Consider the following 15,114-nt stretch of genomic DNA (forward strand, 5'->3'; position numbering starts at 1 on the left):
GGAGTATGGGACGACTGACGACACATGTGCTGGACACGGCGCTCGGAAAGCCGGCGGCGGGCCTGTCGCTGTCGCTGTGGCGTGAGCGAAACGGCACCTTCGAGCGCATCCGCACCGCCGTGACCAATTCCGACGGACGGGTCGATGCACCGCTGCTGGAGGGCGATGCCTTCCGCGCCGGTGTCTACGAGTTGCGGTTCGAGGCGGGTGCCTATCTCGCTGCCTCGGGCGCAAACCTGCCCGATCCGCCATTTCTTGATATCATCCCGCTGCGTTTCGGGATCGCCGACGAGGCCAGCCACTATCATGTGCCGCTGCTGCTCTCGCCCTTCGGCTATTCCACCTATCGCGGGAGTTGAGCGATGCGCGAAGTCGTCCGTTTCCTGCAAGGAGGCCGTGTCGTCGAACTGGCGGATGTCCGCCCGACCGAGACGGTGCTCGACTATCTGCGCCTGCGCCGCGGTCTTGTCGGCACCAAGGAAGGCTGCGGTGAGGGCGACTGCGGCGCCTGCACGGTTGCGGTCGGACGGCTCGTCGAGGGGCGCCTCGTCTATCAGCCGGTCAATTCCTGCATCCAGTTTCTCGGCATGCTGGACGGCGCCGAACTGGTGACGGTGGAGGATCTCGCCGCGGACGGGCGGCTGCATCCGGTGCAGCAGGCGCTGGTCGACCATCACGGCTCGCAATGCGGTTTCTGCACGCCGGGCTTCGTGATGAGCCTCTTCACGCTCTACCACGCGCCGGAAACACCCGCGACGCGCAAGACCGTCACCGATTGGCTCGCCGGCAACCTGTGCCGCTGCACCGGCTACCGGCCGATCGTCGACGCGGCGATGGCCGCCTGTTTCACCGAGATCGACGATGCCTTCTCGCAGCGCGCGGCCGAAACCGTCGCGGCGCTCGAGGCCATGGAGCGGGACACCCGCGATGTGGTCATCGCGCAGGAGAGGGGCGGCTTCTTCGCCGCGCCTGCAACGCTCGATGCGCTGGCGGACCTCGCCGAGCGCCATCCGGACGCCACTCTGGTGGCCGGGGCGACCGATGTCGGCCTATGGGTCACCAAGCAGCTCCGTGAGCTGCCGCAGGTCATCTGGCTCGGCCGGGTGCGCGACCTCGACCGTATCGAGGAGACGCCGGGCGGCGTGCTGATGGGGGCGGGCACGACCTTCGCCGCCGCTCATCCCTACATGGCACGGATCGACCCCGACCTTGGCGAGTTGTGGCGGCGGATCGGCTCGCGGCAGGTGCGCGCCTCCGGCACGGTCTGCGGCAACATCGCCAACGGTTCACCGATCGGCGACAGTCCGCCGGCGCTCATCGCGCTCGGCGCGACCATCGAGCTGCGCCGCGGCGAGGCTTCCCGCACGTTGCCGCTGGAAGCCTTCTTCATCGGCTACGGCAAGCAGGACCGAGCCCCGGGCGAGATCGTCACGGGGCTCTATGTGCCGCGTCTCGACCCGAACCACGCCTTCCGCTGCTTCAAGATCTCCAAGCGCTTCGACCAGGACATCACATCGGTGCTCTGCGCCCTGCGGGTCACGCTCGCCGACGGCACGGTCACCGAGGCGCGGCTCGCCTATGGCGGCATGGCCGCAACCCCGAGACGGGCGGAAAATGCCGAACTCGCCCTGCTCGGCGCCCGGCCCGACAGGCCGGCGAGTTGGGCGGCGGCACTGAAGGCGCTGGCCGACGATTTCGCTCCGATTTCCGACATGCGCGCCAGTGAGGCCTATCGCAAGGAGGTGGCACGCGCCTTGCTCGCCAAGGCTTTGGTGGAAATCGGCGGAACGCCGGACGAGCGCACGCGGGTCAGCGGATTGCGAGCCGGGGAGATCATCCATGCGGCATGACGAGGACAGCGGAACACAGGTCGGCGCGGCGCTCGCCAGCGTCGGCCGGCCGCTGCCGCATGACAGCGCCATCCGCCATGTCAGCGGCAGCGCGGTCTATGTGGACGACATCCGTGAGCCTGCCGGCACGCTGCATGTGGTGCCGGGTTGGGCACGTGACGCCACAAGAGGCAGGATCGTCTCGCTGGATCTCGATCCGGTGCGCGCCCATCCCGGCGTCGTGGCGGTGGTCGGCCCGGCCGACGTGCCGGGCAAGAACGACGTCTCTCCCGCCCTCGGCGACGAACCGATGTTCGCGGACGAGGAGATCCTGTTCTGGGGCCAGCCGCTCTTTGCCGTGGTGGCGACCACCCGCGAGGCGGCGCGTCATGCCGCCCGCAAGGCGCGAATCGAGGTGGAGGAGCTGCCGCCGCTGCTGACCGTCGAGGACGCGCTGGCGGCGGGCGAGACGGTGCTTCCCGACTACCAGTTCCGCAAGGGCTCGCCGGAAACGGGGCTCGCCACCGCCAGCGATCTGTTGGAAGGCTCGCTGCGCATCGGCGGACAGGAGCATTTCTATCTCGAGGGCCAGGTCTCGCTGGCCGTGCCCGGCGAGGACGGCGACATGTTCGTCCACACCTCCTCGCAGCATCCGAGCGAGACGCAGCACATCATCGCCCGGGTGCTCGGCGTGCCGGACGCGGCGGTGACGGTGGAGGTGCGCCGCATGGGCGGCGGCTTCGGCGGCAAGGAGTCCCAGGCAAACCACTGGGCGGCGATCGCGGCGATTGCCGCGCGTGCGACCGGGCGCCCGTGCAAGCTGCGGCTCGACCGCGACGACGACATGATCATGACCGGCAAGCGGCACGACTTCCGCGTCGACTGGAAGCTCGGCCACGATGCGCAAGGGCTGTTGCGGGTGGTCGACATGCGGCTCTTCGCCCGCTGCGGCTATTCGGCGGACCTGTCGCTCGGCGTCGTCGATCGGTCGATGTTCCACGCCGATTCCAGCTACTACTATCCCGACGCGATGATCCATTCGCGCCGGCTGAAGACCCATACCTGTTCCAACACCGCGTTTCGCGGCTTTGGCGGCCCGCAGGGCATGCTGGCGGCCGAGCGGATGATGGATGCGCTGGCGATCCGGCTCGGCGTCGATCCGCTGGATCTGCGCAAGCGCAACTTCTACCGCGATGGGCGCGACGTCACGCCTTACGGCATGAAGGTGGAAGAGCACGCGACGCTGCATGCCATCGTCGATGAGTTGGAGCAGAGTTCCGACTATCGCCGGCGGCGGGAGGAGATCGCTGCCTTCAACGCGACCAGCCCGATCCTCAAGAAGGGCCTGGCGCTGACGCCGGTGAAGTTCGGCATCTCCTTCACGCTCAAGCATCTGAACCAGGCCGGCGCCCTGGTGCATCTCTACACCGACGGTTCGATCCACCTGAACCACGGCGGCACCGAAATGGGGCAGGGCCTGTTCCAGAAGGTGGCGCAGATCGTCGCCGAGGAGTTCGGCGTCTCGCTCGACACGGTGAAGATCACCGCGACCCATACCGGCAAGGTGCCCAATACCGGGCCGACGGCGGCCTCCTCCGGCACCGATCTCAACGGCATGGCCGCCAAGATCGCCGCCGAGACCATCCGCGGCCGCCTCGTCGCCTTCGCGGCCGAGCGCTACCAGATCGAGCCGGCGGAGATCGTCTTCGCAGACAACCGCGTGCAGCTCGGCGAGCGGAGCATGACGCTCGGCGAACTGGCGCGCGAGGCGCATCTGGCGCGGATCCAACTGTCCGCCGCCGGCTTCTACGCCACGCCCAACATCACCTGGGACCGGCCGAGCGCCTCCGGGCGACCGTTCTTTTATTTCGCCTATGGCGCGGCCTGTTCCGAGGTCACCGTCGACACGATGACCGGCGAAATGCGGGTCGACCGGGTCGACATCCTCCACGACGTCGGCCACTCGCTCAATCCGGCCATCGACATCGGCCAGATCGAGGGCGGCTTCGTGCAAGGCATGGGCTGGCTGACCACCGAGGAGCTGGTCTGGGACGACCGGGGGCGCCTGCGCACCCACGCGCCCTCGACCTACAAGATCCCGACCGCCTCCGATGTACCGGAGGACTTCCGGGTGGAGCTCTACGCCTCGGCCGGCAATCCCTCGCCGACGGTCTACCGCTCCAAGGCGGTGGGCGAGCCGCCGGTGATGCTGGCGATCTCCGTCTTCAGCGCCATCCACGACGCGCTGGCGAGCCTCAACCCCGGCGCGATACCGGACTTGGACGCCCCGGCGACTCCGGAAGCGATCCTGCGGGCGGTGCAATCCATGAAGCGGGGCAGGGCCGGCTGATGCGCAACCCCTGGAGCGCCGTTCGCGATCTGCTGCAACGCCATGGCGGCTGCGCCATGGTCAGCGTGCTGGCGCTGCAGGGCTCGGCCCCGCGCGAGATCGGCGCGCGCATGGTGGTGGCGCCGGACGGGTCCTTCCACGGCACCATCGGCGGCGGCACGCTGGAATACGAGGCCATCGCCATCGCCTCCGCGCAGGCCGGCGACGAGAGCTCGACCGACCGGCTGAGGCTGCGCACCTTCACGCTGGGGCCCGACCTCGGCCAGTGCTGCGGCGGCCGCGTGACGCTGGCGGTGGAGAGCTTTTCGCTTGCCCGGCTCGACGAGGCGCGATGCCTTGCCGAACTCGCCGAACGCGGCGGCTTCGCGACACGGGCTGCCATCGGCGCGCAAGGGGAGGTAGCCCCGCGCGAGATCGTCGCCGGCGAAGACACGGTCGACGCGCCGCTGGCGCTGTCGGCAGGGCTGCTGGAGGAGCGGTTCACCGCCGGAGAGACCCGGCTGATTCTGTTCGGTGCCGGCCATGTCGGGCGGGCGATCGTGCTGGCGCTGGCCAGCCTGCCGTTCCGCATCACCTGGGTCGACAGCCGTGCCAACGCCTTCCCCGCGCACGCACCGCGCAGCGTCGAGGCGCGCCATGTCGCCGATCCGCCGGCGGTCTTTCGCGAGGTCGCGCAAGCGGGCGTGGTGCCGGCCGAAGTCCTGATCATGACCCATGACCATGCGCTTGATCTTGCGATCGCCGACGCGGCGCTGCAGGCGCCCGGCATCGGCGGCGTCGGCATGATCGGCAGCGCCACCAAGGCGGCACGCATGGTCTCGCGGTTGCGGGCGGCCGGCCACAGCGCGGAGACGCTCGGCCGCTTCCGCTGCCCCATCGGCATTCCGGGGATCGTCTCGAAGGAGCCGGCCGCCATCGCCGTCTCTGTCGCAGCCGAACTGATGCTGCGCCGGGAGCAGGCGGGAGCTTTCCACAACAAACACGGCGGCAGGCTTGCAGGGGGAATGAGGCTCGTATGATAAGGCGCCGGGGGAAGCGATGACAGCCACGACACCGACAGACCCGCCGGCGATAGGCCGCGAGCGGCAGGGCGACATCCTGCTCGAGGCGCGCGGCATCACCAAGCGCTTCGGCGACATCCTTGCCAATGACGACGTCTCGATCGCCCTGCGTGCCGGCGAGATCCACGCCCTGCTCGGCGAGAACGGCGCCGGCAAGTCGACGCTGGTCAAGATCCTCTACGGTGCGCTCGAGCCTAATGGCGGCACGCTGCATTGGCAGGGACGGGAGGTGACCATCGCCTCTCCGGCCGAGGCTCGCAAGCTTGGCATCGGCATGGTGTTTCAGCACTTCTCCCTGTTCGAGGCGCTGACGGTGGCGGAGAACATCGCGCTGGCGCTGCCGCGAGGCACGGCGATGCGCGACTTGTCGGCGCGCATCCGCGAGGTCTCACGCGACTACGGGTTGACGCTCGACCCGCAGGCGATCGTCGCCGACCTGCCCGTCGGCATCCGTCAGCGCATCGAGATCGTCCGCTGCCTGCTGCAGGAACCGCAACTGATCATCATGGACGAGCCGACCTCGGTGCTGACGCCGCAGGAGGCCGACCAGTTGTTCCTGACGCTGGAGCGCCTGACCCTTGAAGGCTGCGCGATCCTCTACATCTCGCACCGCCTGGAAGAGGTGAAGCGGATCTGCCACCACGCCACCGTGATGCGGCACGGCAAGGTCATCTCCGAATGCGACCCGGCACGGGAGACCGCCGCCTCGCTGGCCCGGATGATGGTGGGTAGCGCGGTGCATGACCTGAAGCGCGGCCCCCGCCCGGACGCCGGTGCCGTGCGGCTGGAACTGCGAGGACTTTCCGCGCCGGCGGATGGGCCGTTCTCCGTTGCCATCGACACTGTCGACCTGCAGGTCCGCGGCGGCGAGGTGGTGGCGATCGCCGGAATCGCCGGCAATGGGCAGGGCGAACTCTTCGATCTCGTCTCCGGGGAGCGGCTGTCCTCCTCCGGCAGCGTCCAGATCGACGGCCAGGCGGCCGGCCGCAGCGGCATCACCGCGCGTCGGCGGGCGGGAGCCGCCTTCGTGCCGGAGGAGCGGCTCGGGCACGGCGCCGTGCCGGGTTTGCGGCTGTCGGAAAACATCGTCCTGACGCGCCATTCCACCGGCGACGGCCTCGTGCGCGGCGGCTTCGTCGATACGGACAGGGCCGGGGAGCTTGAAAAGCGCATCAAGAACAATTTCGACGTGCGCATGTCGCATGACGATGCCGAGGCGCGGGCTCTCTCCGGCGGCAATTTGCAGAAATTTGTCATCGGCCGCGAGCTCGACCGGCAACCCGGCGTGCTGGTGGTGAACCAGCCGACCTGGGGGGTTGATGCCGGCGCGGCGGCACTGATCCGCCAGGAACTGATCGATCTCAGCCGGCAGGGCTCGGCGGTGCTGGTGATCAGCCAGGATCTCGACGAGATCTTCGAGATCGCCGACCGGATCGCCGTCATTTCGCGCGGCCACCTGTCGGAGGCGGAGCCGGCGGAGACCATGACGCGCGAGCGCATCGGCCTGCTGATGGGCGGGATGGAAGACCGGCAGGGAGGCGCGACCCATGCGGCTTGAGCTGGAAAAGCGCGCCGAGCATTCGGCAGCGATGGCGCTGCTGTCGCCGGTGATCGCACTCGCCCTGACGCTGGTCAGCGGCGCGATATTGTTCGCAGCGCTGGGGCAGAATCCGGCGCGCGCCCTCTATGTCTTCTTCATCGATCCGCTGACCGCGTCCTGGTCGCTGCAGGAACTGGTGGTCAAGGCGACGCCGCTGATCCTCATCGGTGTCGGCCTTGCCGTCTGCTACCTCTCCAACACCTGGAACATCGGCGGCGAGGGGCAGTTCACGGCCGGAGCTCTCGCCGGTTCGATCCTGCCGATCCTGTTCGCGGGCTTCGAAAGCCCGCTGACCCTGCCCCTGATGCTGCTGATGGGCGTCGCCGGCGGCATGGCCTGGGCCGCGATCCCGGCCTTTCTCAAGGTGCGCTTCGGCACCAACGAGATCCTCACCAGCCTGATGCTGGTCTATATCGCGCAGCTTCTGCTCGACTGGCTGGTGCGCGGCCCCTGGCGCGATCCGGCCGGTTTCAACTTTCCCGAAAGCCGTATGTTCACCGCTGCGGCGACCCTGCCGGCGCTGGCCGACGGGCGCATGCATGTCGGCGCCATCTTCGCGCTGATCGCGGTGGCGGCCCTTGCCGTGGTGCTGATGAAGACGCGAAAGGGCTTCGAGATCCGCGTCCTCGGTCAGGCGCCGAGGGCAGGGCGCTTCGCCGGGTTCTCTCAGAACCGGATGGTATGGTTCGCCTTCCTGCTGGCGGGCGGCCTTGCCGGCCTTGCCGGCATCAGCGAAGTGTCGGGCTCGATCAACCAGCTCACACCGGTGATTTCCCCCGGTTACGGCTTCACGGCGATCATCGTGGCCTTTCTCGGACGGCTGAACCCGATCGGCATCCTGTTCTCGGGGCTGCTGCTGGCGCTGTCCTATCTCGGCGGCGAGGCGGCGCAGGTGGCGCTCGGCATCTCCGACAAGACCACCCGCGTGTTCCAGGGGATGCTGCTGTTCTACGTGCTGGCCTGCGACACGCTGATACTCTACCGCATCCGGCTCGGCGGGCCGGCGGCGACGGGGAAGGGGGCCTGACATGGGCATGTTCGAAGCCATCCTCCTGACCGTCATCACCGCCGCGACGCCGCTGCTGCTGGCCGCCATCGGCGAGCTGGTGGTGGAGCGCTCGGGTGTCCTCAACCTCGGCGTCGAGGGCATGATGATCCTCGGCGCGGTGATGGGCTTTGCCGCCGCCCAGGCGACCGGCTCTCCCTATGCCGGCGCCCTGTGCGCGATGCTTGCCGGCATGACGCTGGCCCTCCTGTTCGGCTTCCTGACGATCCACCTCGTTGCCAATCAGGTGGCGACGGGGCTGGCGCTGACGCTGCTCGGCCTCGGTCTTGCCGGGATGATCGGCGAGGCCTTTGTCGGCCGGCCGGGCGTCCGTCTGCAGGCGATCAACATACCGGTGCTGAGCGATCTGCCGGTGGTCGGGCGGATACTGTTCGGTCAGGACCTCTTGGTCTACATATCCTTGGCGCTGGTCGCCGCCGTCACCTATGTGCTGTTTCACACGCGGGTGGGGCTCGTCATCCGCGCGGTCGGCGACAACCACGGCTCGGCCCATGCGCTCGGGGTCTCCGTGCGCAAGGTGCGCTACCTCGCGGTGTTGTTTGGCGGCGCCTGTGCCGGGCTTGCCGGCGGCTATCTGTCGCTGGCCTACACGCCGCAATGGATCGAGGGCATGACCGCCGGGCGCGGCTGGATCGCGCTGGCGCTCGTCGTTTTCGCCACCTGGCGGCCGTTGCGGCTGCTGGCCGGCGCCTATCTGTTCGGCGCGGTCGGAATCATGCAGTTTCATGCGCAGGCGCACGGGTTCGGCATTCCCTCGCAGTTCCTCTCGGCTCTGCCCTATGCTGCGACGATTGCCGTGCTTGTGATCATCTCGCGAAACCGTATCCTGACCCGTATCAACACGCCGGCCTGCCTCGGCAGGCCGTTCGTGCCGGACCGGTGATGCGCTGAACAGCGGGCGCGGGACGGGGCAGCCCCATCCGCCGCCTGCCATATTGACAGCCGGCAACCGTCCGGCGGGGCTGAAACAGGGGACAGGAGCAGGAAATGAAGAAAATACTGGGGTTGGCGGCGGCCGCGCTGCTCGGCTTCGGCGTGATCGGTGCCGAGGCGGCCGACAAGCTGAAGATCGGTTTCATCTATGTCGGCCCGATCGGTGATCATGGCTGGTCCTACCAGCACAACCAGGGCCGTCTCGCCATCGAGAAGGAGTTCGGCGACAAGGTCGAGACCGTCTATATCGAGAACGTTTCGGAAGGTCCGGATGCGGAGCGCGCCATCGAGCGCCTGGCGCGCGACGGGGCAGGGCTCATCTTCACCACGTCCTTCGGCTTCATGAACCCGACGCTGAAGGTCGCCCAGAAGTTCCCGGATGTGAAGTTCGAGCACGCCACCGGCTACAAGCGCGCCGACAACGTCTCCACCTATTCGGCCCGCTTCTATGAAGGCCGTTACGTGATCGGGCAGATGGCGGCGAAGATGTCGAAGACCGGCACTGCCGGCTACATCGCCTCCTTCCCGATCCCGGAAGTGGTGCGCGGCATCAACTCCTTCATGCTCGGCGCGCAGTCGGTGAACCCGGACTTCAAGATCAAGGTCGTCTGGGTCAACACCTGGTATGATCCGGGCAAGGAGGCGGATGCCGCCAAGGCGCTGCTCGACCAGGGCGCGGACGTCATTGCCCAGCACACAGACAGTCCGGCACCGCTGCAGGTGGCCGAGGAGCGCGGCGCGATCGGCTTCGGCCAGGCGTCCGACATGATCGCCTTCGCGCCGAAGGCCCAGCTCACCGCCATCGTCGACGACTGGAGCGCCTATTACATCCGCCGCGTCCAGGCCGTGCTCGATGGCACCTGGACGAGCGAGGATGTCTGGGGCGGTTTTGCCGCCGACATGGTCGTGATGGCGCCCTACACCAACGTGCCGGAGGATGTCGCCAAGGATGCGGCCGAGATGGCCGAGAAGATCCGCTCGGGCGAATTCCATCCCTTCACCGGCCCGATCTACAAGCAGGATGGCAGCGAGGCTGTCGGCGACGGCATCATCCTCGATGATGGCGTCCTGCTCGGCATGAACTGGTACGTCAAGGGTCTGGACGACCAGTTGCCGCAGTAAGGCTGCACTGCGTTTCGCCTTGTGAGAAAGGTGAGGGCCGGGGGCGCAATCCTCCGGCCCTTTTCGTTTGCAGGCACAAGTGCCTTGCTGCGCCAGCGCTCCGCGTCGATAGAATGCGCCTTGGAATTGGGGTTGGCGGGAGGGCGGTGGACCACATGACTCACAAGACATCGGAATGCCTGTTCTGCAAGTTCGCGCGCGGCGATATCCGCCCGCATGTCGTCCACGAAGACGACCGCCTGCTTGCCTTCCTCGACATCGGGCCGATCCGCCGCGGCCATGTGCAGATCATTCCGCGCGCCCATTACGATTATTTCGAGATGCTGCCGGAAGACCTCGCCGCCGACATTCTCGCGCTCGGCCAGAAGATCGCCCGCGTACAGAAGCGGCTCTATGGCGTTCCGCGCGTGGCGTTCCTGTTTTCCGGCGGCGACATCGCCCATGCCCACGCGCATCTGGTGCCGATGGTGGAGGGAACCGACATCACCTCGCGCCGTTACATCCGCGAGGAGACGCTGAGTTTCGCCGCGATCCCGAGCCCGCCGCCTGCGGAACTGGCCGAGGTTGCACGGGAGATTAGGGGCGCTCTGGAACGGGACGAGGCACAGGGCAGGGAGGCGTGAGACTGGAGGCCCTTCCCGCAGCCGAACAGGAACCATTGACTTCGTCCATATTTGGGATATATTCCCGAATATGGACGGAAACGAACGACAGAACCAAGCCCTGGCCGACCATCTCCGGTCGCTGAGAACGGAGAGGGGCCTGACGCTTCAGGACCTTGCGGACAGCAGTGGGGTCAGCAGGGCGACACTCTCCCGCATCGAGAACGCGGACGTCAGCCCAACGGCGGAGACGCTCGGCCGTCTGGCATCGGCCTTCGGCCTGCCGCTGTCCCAGCTTCTGGCCCCGCTGGAGCCGGAGTTTCCGCCGCTGCTTCGCCGCGCGGAGCAGGGCACCTGGTCGGATCCGGACGGCGGTTTCGTCCGCCGGTCGGTGTCGCCGCCCGCCAGCGGCCTGAAGCTGGAAATGATCGAATGCGAGATCACGCCCAACCAGCGCATCTCCTATGAACGACCGGCTGTTGCAGGGCACGAACACCACCTTGTCCTGCTGGACGGAGCGCTGACGCTCACCGTCGACGATGAGCGGTACGAGCTGCGGCCGGGCGACTGCCTGCGCTATCGGCTGTTCGGAGCGTCAAGCTTCGAAACTGGCAAACACTCCGCGCGCTACCTGATCGCGCTGGCCTGAGGGCTCCCTATATGGAAACGCAGATCCTCGAACTCGATGGCCCCGCCATCGAAGCAAATAGTGCCGCGCTCTCCCGCATCCTCATCGACAGTGTCGCCGACGGCGCGGCCATCAGCTTCATGGCGCCCGTGTCCGCGCACGAGGCCGCCCGGTTCTGGCTGGAGACTGTGCGTCCGGAAGTAGAGGCCGGGCGCCGGACGGTTTTCGGTGCGCGGCGCGGCGGCGCCCTTATCGGGACCGTGCAGCTTCTCACGGCCATGCCGCCCAACCAGCCGCATCGCTGCGAGATCGCCAAGATGATCGTCCATCCGCAGGCACGACGCCTCGGCATCGGCCGCGCGCTGATGACCCGTGCTCTGGAGCGTGCGCGCGAGCTCGGCAAGACGCTGGTGACGCTCGACACGCGCACCGGCGACGTCGCCGAGCCTCTCTATGCCTCCGTCGGGTTCGAGATCGCCGGCACCATCCCGGACTATGCCTTCGACCCGGACGGACGGGCGCGGCACGCCACGACCTACATGTACCGGCGGCTTGAAGAGCGCGCGCCGGCCTGAGCGCCGCTGCTGATCGGGCAGTGTCATGGCCGGCAGATTGCCCAGGCGGTTCGTCGGCACGGCAATATCGGCTCGCAACAGCCAGACAGCGCCGAGCCGGGGGAGCGCGAGGCGGCCTTTGGCCCGATCCCGACCACCACATCGCTAATTCGCATAAGATATATTATGGAATATTTTTTATTGATGCCGGTAAGGCATGGCGCGCCGTGCGAGCCGATCCCCCCGGCACAGGAAAACGCTGCGTGAATTAATTCGCCGCGATCCCCGCAACTGCCGAGACATCCATGTGCAGTTGTAGTTATGTATCTTCGAAACGAGCGGGTTTCGCGGGGTCTGATCCGTTGGCATTGAACAAGCAGGACATGCCTGGGCGTGCAGGCATCAACACCTATCTCATCGTGTTGATGCTGGTGTGTCTGATCCCCATTCTCGTGATCTCGGGATATGCCGCATGGCGGACCGGCGAGGCCTACAGGGATACGGCAACCGCGCGTCTCGCCGAGACCGCGCTCACCATTCGCAGCGCAATCGAGGCGGAACTGGAGAGTCGTTTCACGGTCCTCAGCACCTTCGCAACGCTTTGGACGCCGGACGACCGCAGTGATCGCCTGAGGCTTCAGGCCAGCCCCTATGCGGGCATCGGTCTCACCGGCGAAGTCCAGATCATCGAGTTCGAGGGCCGGCGCCCGATGGCTTCCGCCTCGGAGCAGGTTCTGGCCATCGCGCGCCTGTCCTTCGATCGCCAGGCTCCGGTCGTTTCCAACCTCGTGCTCGGCTCCAGATTGTCCGACCACCGGATCCATCTGGCAATACCGTCGGCAGCGGAGAGCGGCGAGCGCGAACGCGTGTTTGTCCTGTCGCTTTCGCCCTCGCAGCTTATTCGCACTCTCCAATATGGCCGCGAGCGGGTGAGCGGCATTCTGATCGCGGTCGCGGATGGCAATGGCCGGATCCTTGCCCGCTCCCGCGACGCGGAAAATGCCGTTGGCCTCAAGGCTCCGGATTGGGACAAGCTGCAGGCCATTTCCGGCAGCAGCGGCTCTTTCGAAGCGATGACGACCGAGGGCCAGAACACGGTCATGGTCTTTCAGCGCATCGAGATGACGCCCGGCTGGACTGCCGTGGTCGCCGAACCGCTGGAGGTGTTCAACGCGCGCTGGCATACCCCACTGGTGGGTCTGCTGCTCGGCTCCGTGCTGGCGACCGTTCTGGCGACCGTCGTCGCGATCCATATCGGACAGATGATCCGGCGACCCGTTCAGGCTCTTGCCGCACGCAGCCTGGCGATCGCCAGAAGCGAGGGCCGCGGCGATACGCCTCCTGAGGCCCTGCCGCAATCGACGATCCGCGAGTTCGAGGTCGCGCGCGTCAGCTTCGAGGCGGCGGAAGCGGCCCGCCGCACGCTCGAGCGCCGTCTGCGCACCGCCGCAAACGCCGGTGCGCTGGTGTTCTGGCGCTGGTCGAAGGCCGGCGATCTCCTGTCGCTGGAAGGATGGGAGACGCTGACAGGAAGGGCGGACAGCGAGGCGCTGGGAACCGCCTGGATCGACCAGGTTCACCCGGACGATCGGGACCGGGTGATGACGGCTATCGGCCAGAAGAAAGAGGGCAGGCTCGACTACTTCGACATCGAGTTCCGCCTGCGCGTCGCCAATGGCCGTTGGCTGTGGGTCCGCGATCGCGGCGGCCCGGTGCTCGACGACGCCGGTCAGGTGATCGAGTGGGCAGGCGTGCTTGAGGATATCGACGCGCGCAAGCAGGACGAGGCGAAGATTGCCCATATGGCGACCCATGACGCCTTGACCGGGCTCGGCAATCGGGTGCTGCTGCACGAGCGGCTGCAATTGGCGGCGGCCGCCGCCGGGCGCGGGGTGACCAGCGCCCTCCTCGCGCTCGACCTCGATCTCTTCAAGCAGGTCAACGATACGCTCGGGCATCCGGCCGGCGACGAAGTGCTGCGGCAGGTGGCCAGACGGCTTTCCGGCTGCGTGCGCGAGGTCGATCTGGTGGCGCGGATCGGTGGCGACGAATTCGCCATCCTGCAGCACGGCGCGGCGCAGCCGGCGGCAGCCAGAACCCTGGCGGAACGGCTGATCGCCGCCGTTTGCGCGCCCTATGAGGTCCACGGTCAGAGCATCGTCATCGGCATCAGCGTCGGCGTTGCGTTGATCACCAGCGGAACGCATGGGGCGGACGACCATATGTGGCGGGCGGACAAGGCCCTCTACCGGGCAAAGGCGCTGGGGCGCGGTCGCATCGCGGTCTTTGGCGAGGACATTCTCGGCGGCCCGCAGGACGGATAGCACCGGCCGGCGATCTTGTTCCGGATTGCCGGGTGCGGCTACCCTGGGTCGTCATGCTTGGAGGTTCGTTCATGCCTTTGCCGTTTGAGAGGTTTTTCGCGCGGCCAGCGCATGCCCTGTCCGTCATCCTCCTGTCGCTTGCCCTGTCTCTTGGATCTGCCACCGCCCGCACGGAGATCGACGCAGATATCGGTGCGGTCCTGGAGAGGGAGCGCGCCGAGCTCGCGCAGACCTGCGGCCCGCTGCTGGAGTTTCTCGACGGCTTCGCGACCTCGGTCGATGTCGACGGCAATGCCCTGCCTGACATTCTGGTCGATTACGGGCGGCTCTCCTGCGACGGCAGCCGGATGATGTTCTGCGGCTCGGCTGGATGCACCCAGAAGATCTATCTCGGCCGTTCCGGCGGCGCGCCGGAGATGGTCGGCGAGTTTCTCGCTTACGAACTGCGCTTCGATCGCCCCTCGCAGGGCAGCTTTCTCGCCGTGCTGCACGGTGGCTCCTGCGGGCGTGCCGGTGCCGAGACCTGTTTCCGGCGCTATGCGCTGTCCGGCGGCGCGGTCGTTGCGCTGGAGGAAGAACCGCGCGATCGCTGGTTCTTCACCGCGTCCCCCTCACCCTCCGCCATGCTGGCGACCACCGATGGCGACAGCCTGCGCCTTGTCTGTGACGGCGATGCGCTGCGCATCGAATACGGACCGACATGGCTGTGGGAGGACGGCGGCTCGGTCAGCGAGCATGCTCGCGACCTTGCAAAGCCTCAGGGGCGGATCGAGATCGACATCGAGGTCGACCGTGGCCAGCCGACGCCGGTTGCCTTCATGATCGAGGAAACAGCACGCGTGCTGCAGTCCTCGACCTTCGCGCCGGATGAGCCGCTCTTCGCGGCGATGATGCGGGGAAGCGGGATGGATTTGCATCTCGGCGGCTCGCTGGAGCATCTGCGCAATGTCACGCTGAAAGGCTCGTCCAGGGCGATCGGCAGCCTGCTGCGGGCTTGCGGGCAGGGCTGACACGGCTGGACAGAGGAGGGGGCAGCCCCCTTCCC

Annotated in this window: 13 protein-coding genes; all 13 read left to right on the forward strand. The window is 67.3% G+C overall.

Translation table 11 applies throughout. The annotated features are described in order from the left end of the window. Positions 1-5: 5 nt before the first annotated feature. The 13 genes from uraH (at position 6) to P2PM1_RS10780 (ending at position 15,079) form a co-directional block, all read left to right on the forward strand. Positions 6-359 (forward strand): hydroxyisourate hydrolase, encoded by a 354-nt coding sequence (uraH, locus tag P2PM1_RS10720; protein ID WP_186399035.1) that lies wholly within the window; start codon positions 6-8, stop codon positions 357-359. Between the two features lie 3 nt (positions 360-362). Continuing rightward, the gene (gene xdhA / locus P2PM1_RS10725; RefSeq protein ID WP_186399036.1) at positions 363-1,850 is read left to right on the forward strand and encodes a xanthine dehydrogenase small subunit; all 1,488 of its coding nucleotides are present in this window, start codon (positions 363-365) and stop codon (positions 1,848-1,850) included. Beyond that, the gene (gene xdhB / locus P2PM1_RS10730; RefSeq protein ID WP_186399037.1) at positions 1,840-4,179 is read left to right on the forward strand and encodes a xanthine dehydrogenase molybdopterin binding subunit; all 2,340 of its coding nucleotides are present in this window, start codon (positions 1,840-1,842) and stop codon (positions 4,177-4,179) included. The genes xdhA and xdhB overlap by 11 nt, the downstream gene beginning before the upstream one ends. Then, positions 4,179-5,198, forward strand: coding sequence for a xanthine dehydrogenase accessory protein XdhC (xdhC, locus tag P2PM1_RS10735; protein WP_186399038.1), 1,020 nt, complete (start codon positions 4,179-4,181; stop codon positions 5,196-5,198). Before xdhB ends, xdhC begins: the two co-directional genes overlap by 1 nt. A gap of 19 nt (positions 5,199-5,217) precedes the next feature. Then, positions 5,218-6,798 (forward strand): ABC transporter ATP-binding protein, encoded by a 1,581-nt coding sequence (locus P2PM1_RS10740; protein WP_186399039.1) that lies wholly within the window; start codon positions 5,218-5,220, stop codon positions 6,796-6,798. Further along, positions 6,788-7,867 (forward strand): ABC transporter permease, encoded by a 1,080-nt coding sequence (locus P2PM1_RS10745; RefSeq protein ID WP_186389483.1) that lies wholly within the window; start codon positions 6,788-6,790, stop codon positions 7,865-7,867. Before P2PM1_RS10740 ends, P2PM1_RS10745 begins: the two co-directional genes overlap by 11 nt. Before the next feature lies 1 nt (position 7,868). Next, the gene (locus P2PM1_RS10750; RefSeq protein ID WP_186395718.1) at positions 7,869-8,789 is read left to right on the forward strand and encodes an ABC transporter permease; all 921 of its coding nucleotides are present in this window, start codon (positions 7,869-7,871) and stop codon (positions 8,787-8,789) included. 104 nt (positions 8,790-8,893) lie between these two features. After that, on the forward strand, positions 8,894-9,961 hold the full coding sequence (locus P2PM1_RS10755) for a BMP family ABC transporter substrate-binding protein (RefSeq protein ID WP_186395717.1): 1,068 nt from the start codon (positions 8,894-8,896) through the stop codon (positions 9,959-9,961). Positions 9,962-10,116: 155 nt separating this feature from the next. Next, complete coding sequence (locus tag P2PM1_RS10760; RefSeq protein ID WP_186399040.1) at positions 10,117-10,584, forward strand: HIT family protein; 468 nt, start codon at positions 10,117-10,119, stop codon at positions 10,582-10,584. A 70-nt stretch (positions 10,585-10,654) separates the two neighbouring features. After that, positions 10,655-11,212 (forward strand): helix-turn-helix domain-containing protein, encoded by a 558-nt coding sequence (locus P2PM1_RS10765; RefSeq protein ID WP_186399041.1) that lies wholly within the window; start codon positions 10,655-10,657, stop codon positions 11,210-11,212. An 11-nt stretch (positions 11,213-11,223) separates the two neighbouring features. After that, a complete protein-coding gene (locus P2PM1_RS10770; protein ID WP_186399042.1) occupies positions 11,224-11,766 on the forward strand; it encodes an N-acetyltransferase in 543 nt (180 codons plus the stop codon). A 362-nt stretch (positions 11,767-12,128) separates the two neighbouring features. Then, entirely contained in the window at positions 12,129-14,069 is a 1,941-nt protein-coding gene (locus P2PM1_RS10775; protein WP_186399043.1) for a diguanylate cyclase domain-containing protein, read from the forward strand. A gap of 71 nt (positions 14,070-14,140) precedes the next feature. Continuing rightward, on the forward strand, positions 14,141-15,079 hold the full coding sequence (locus P2PM1_RS10780) for a hypothetical protein (protein ID WP_186399044.1): 939 nt from the start codon (positions 14,141-14,143) through the stop codon (positions 15,077-15,079). Positions 15,080-15,114 lie beyond the last annotated feature (35 nt).

The organism is Stappia sp. P2PMeth1 (assembly GCF_900185735.1).
In the GTDB taxonomy this organism is placed as follows: Bacteria; Pseudomonadota; Alphaproteobacteria; order Rhizobiales; family Stappiaceae; genus Stappia.

Excerpts from the sequence above, each read along its gene's own strand:
- P2PM1_RS10760 (WP_186399040.1), top strand. The coding sequence starts at position 10,117 with ATGACTCACAAGACATCGGAATGCCTGTTCTGCAAGTTCGCGCGCGGC.
- P2PM1_RS10750 (WP_186395718.1), top strand. The coding sequence starts at position 7,869 with ATGGGCATGTTCGAAGCCATCCTCCTGACCGTCATCACCGCCGCGACG.
- P2PM1_RS10780 (WP_186399044.1), top strand. The coding sequence starts at position 14,141 with ATGCCTTTGCCGTTTGAGAGGTTTTTCGCGCGGCCAGCGCATGCCCTG.
- P2PM1_RS10770 (WP_186399042.1), top strand. The coding sequence starts at position 11,224 with ATGGAAACGCAGATCCTCGAACTCGATGGCCCCGCCATCGAAGCAAAT.
- P2PM1_RS10740 (WP_186399039.1), top strand. The coding sequence starts at position 5,218 with ATGACAGCCACGACACCGACAGACCCGCCGGCGATAGGCCGCGAGCGG.
- xdhC (WP_186399038.1), top strand. The coding sequence starts at position 4,179 with ATGCGCAACCCCTGGAGCGCCGTTCGCGATCTGCTGCAACGCCATGGC.
- P2PM1_RS10775 (WP_186399043.1), top strand. The coding sequence starts at position 12,129 with ATGCCTGGGCGTGCAGGCATCAACACCTATCTCATCGTGTTGATGCTG.
- xdhB (WP_186399037.1), top strand. The coding sequence starts at position 1,840 with ATGCGGCATGACGAGGACAGCGGAACACAGGTCGGCGCGGCGCTCGCC.
- P2PM1_RS10755 (WP_186395717.1), top strand. The coding sequence starts at position 8,894 with ATGAAGAAAATACTGGGGTTGGCGGCGGCCGCGCTGCTCGGCTTCGGC.
- P2PM1_RS10765 (WP_186399041.1), top strand. The coding sequence starts at position 10,655 with ATGGACGGAAACGAACGACAGAACCAAGCCCTGGCCGACCATCTCCGG.
- xdhA (WP_186399036.1), top strand. The coding sequence starts at position 363 with ATGCGCGAAGTCGTCCGTTTCCTGCAAGGAGGCCGTGTCGTCGAACTG.
- uraH (WP_186399035.1), top strand. The coding sequence starts at position 6 with ATGGGACGACTGACGACACATGTGCTGGACACGGCGCTCGGAAAGCCG.
- P2PM1_RS10745 (WP_186389483.1), top strand. The coding sequence starts at position 6,788 with ATGCGGCTTGAGCTGGAAAAGCGCGCCGAGCATTCGGCAGCGATGGCG.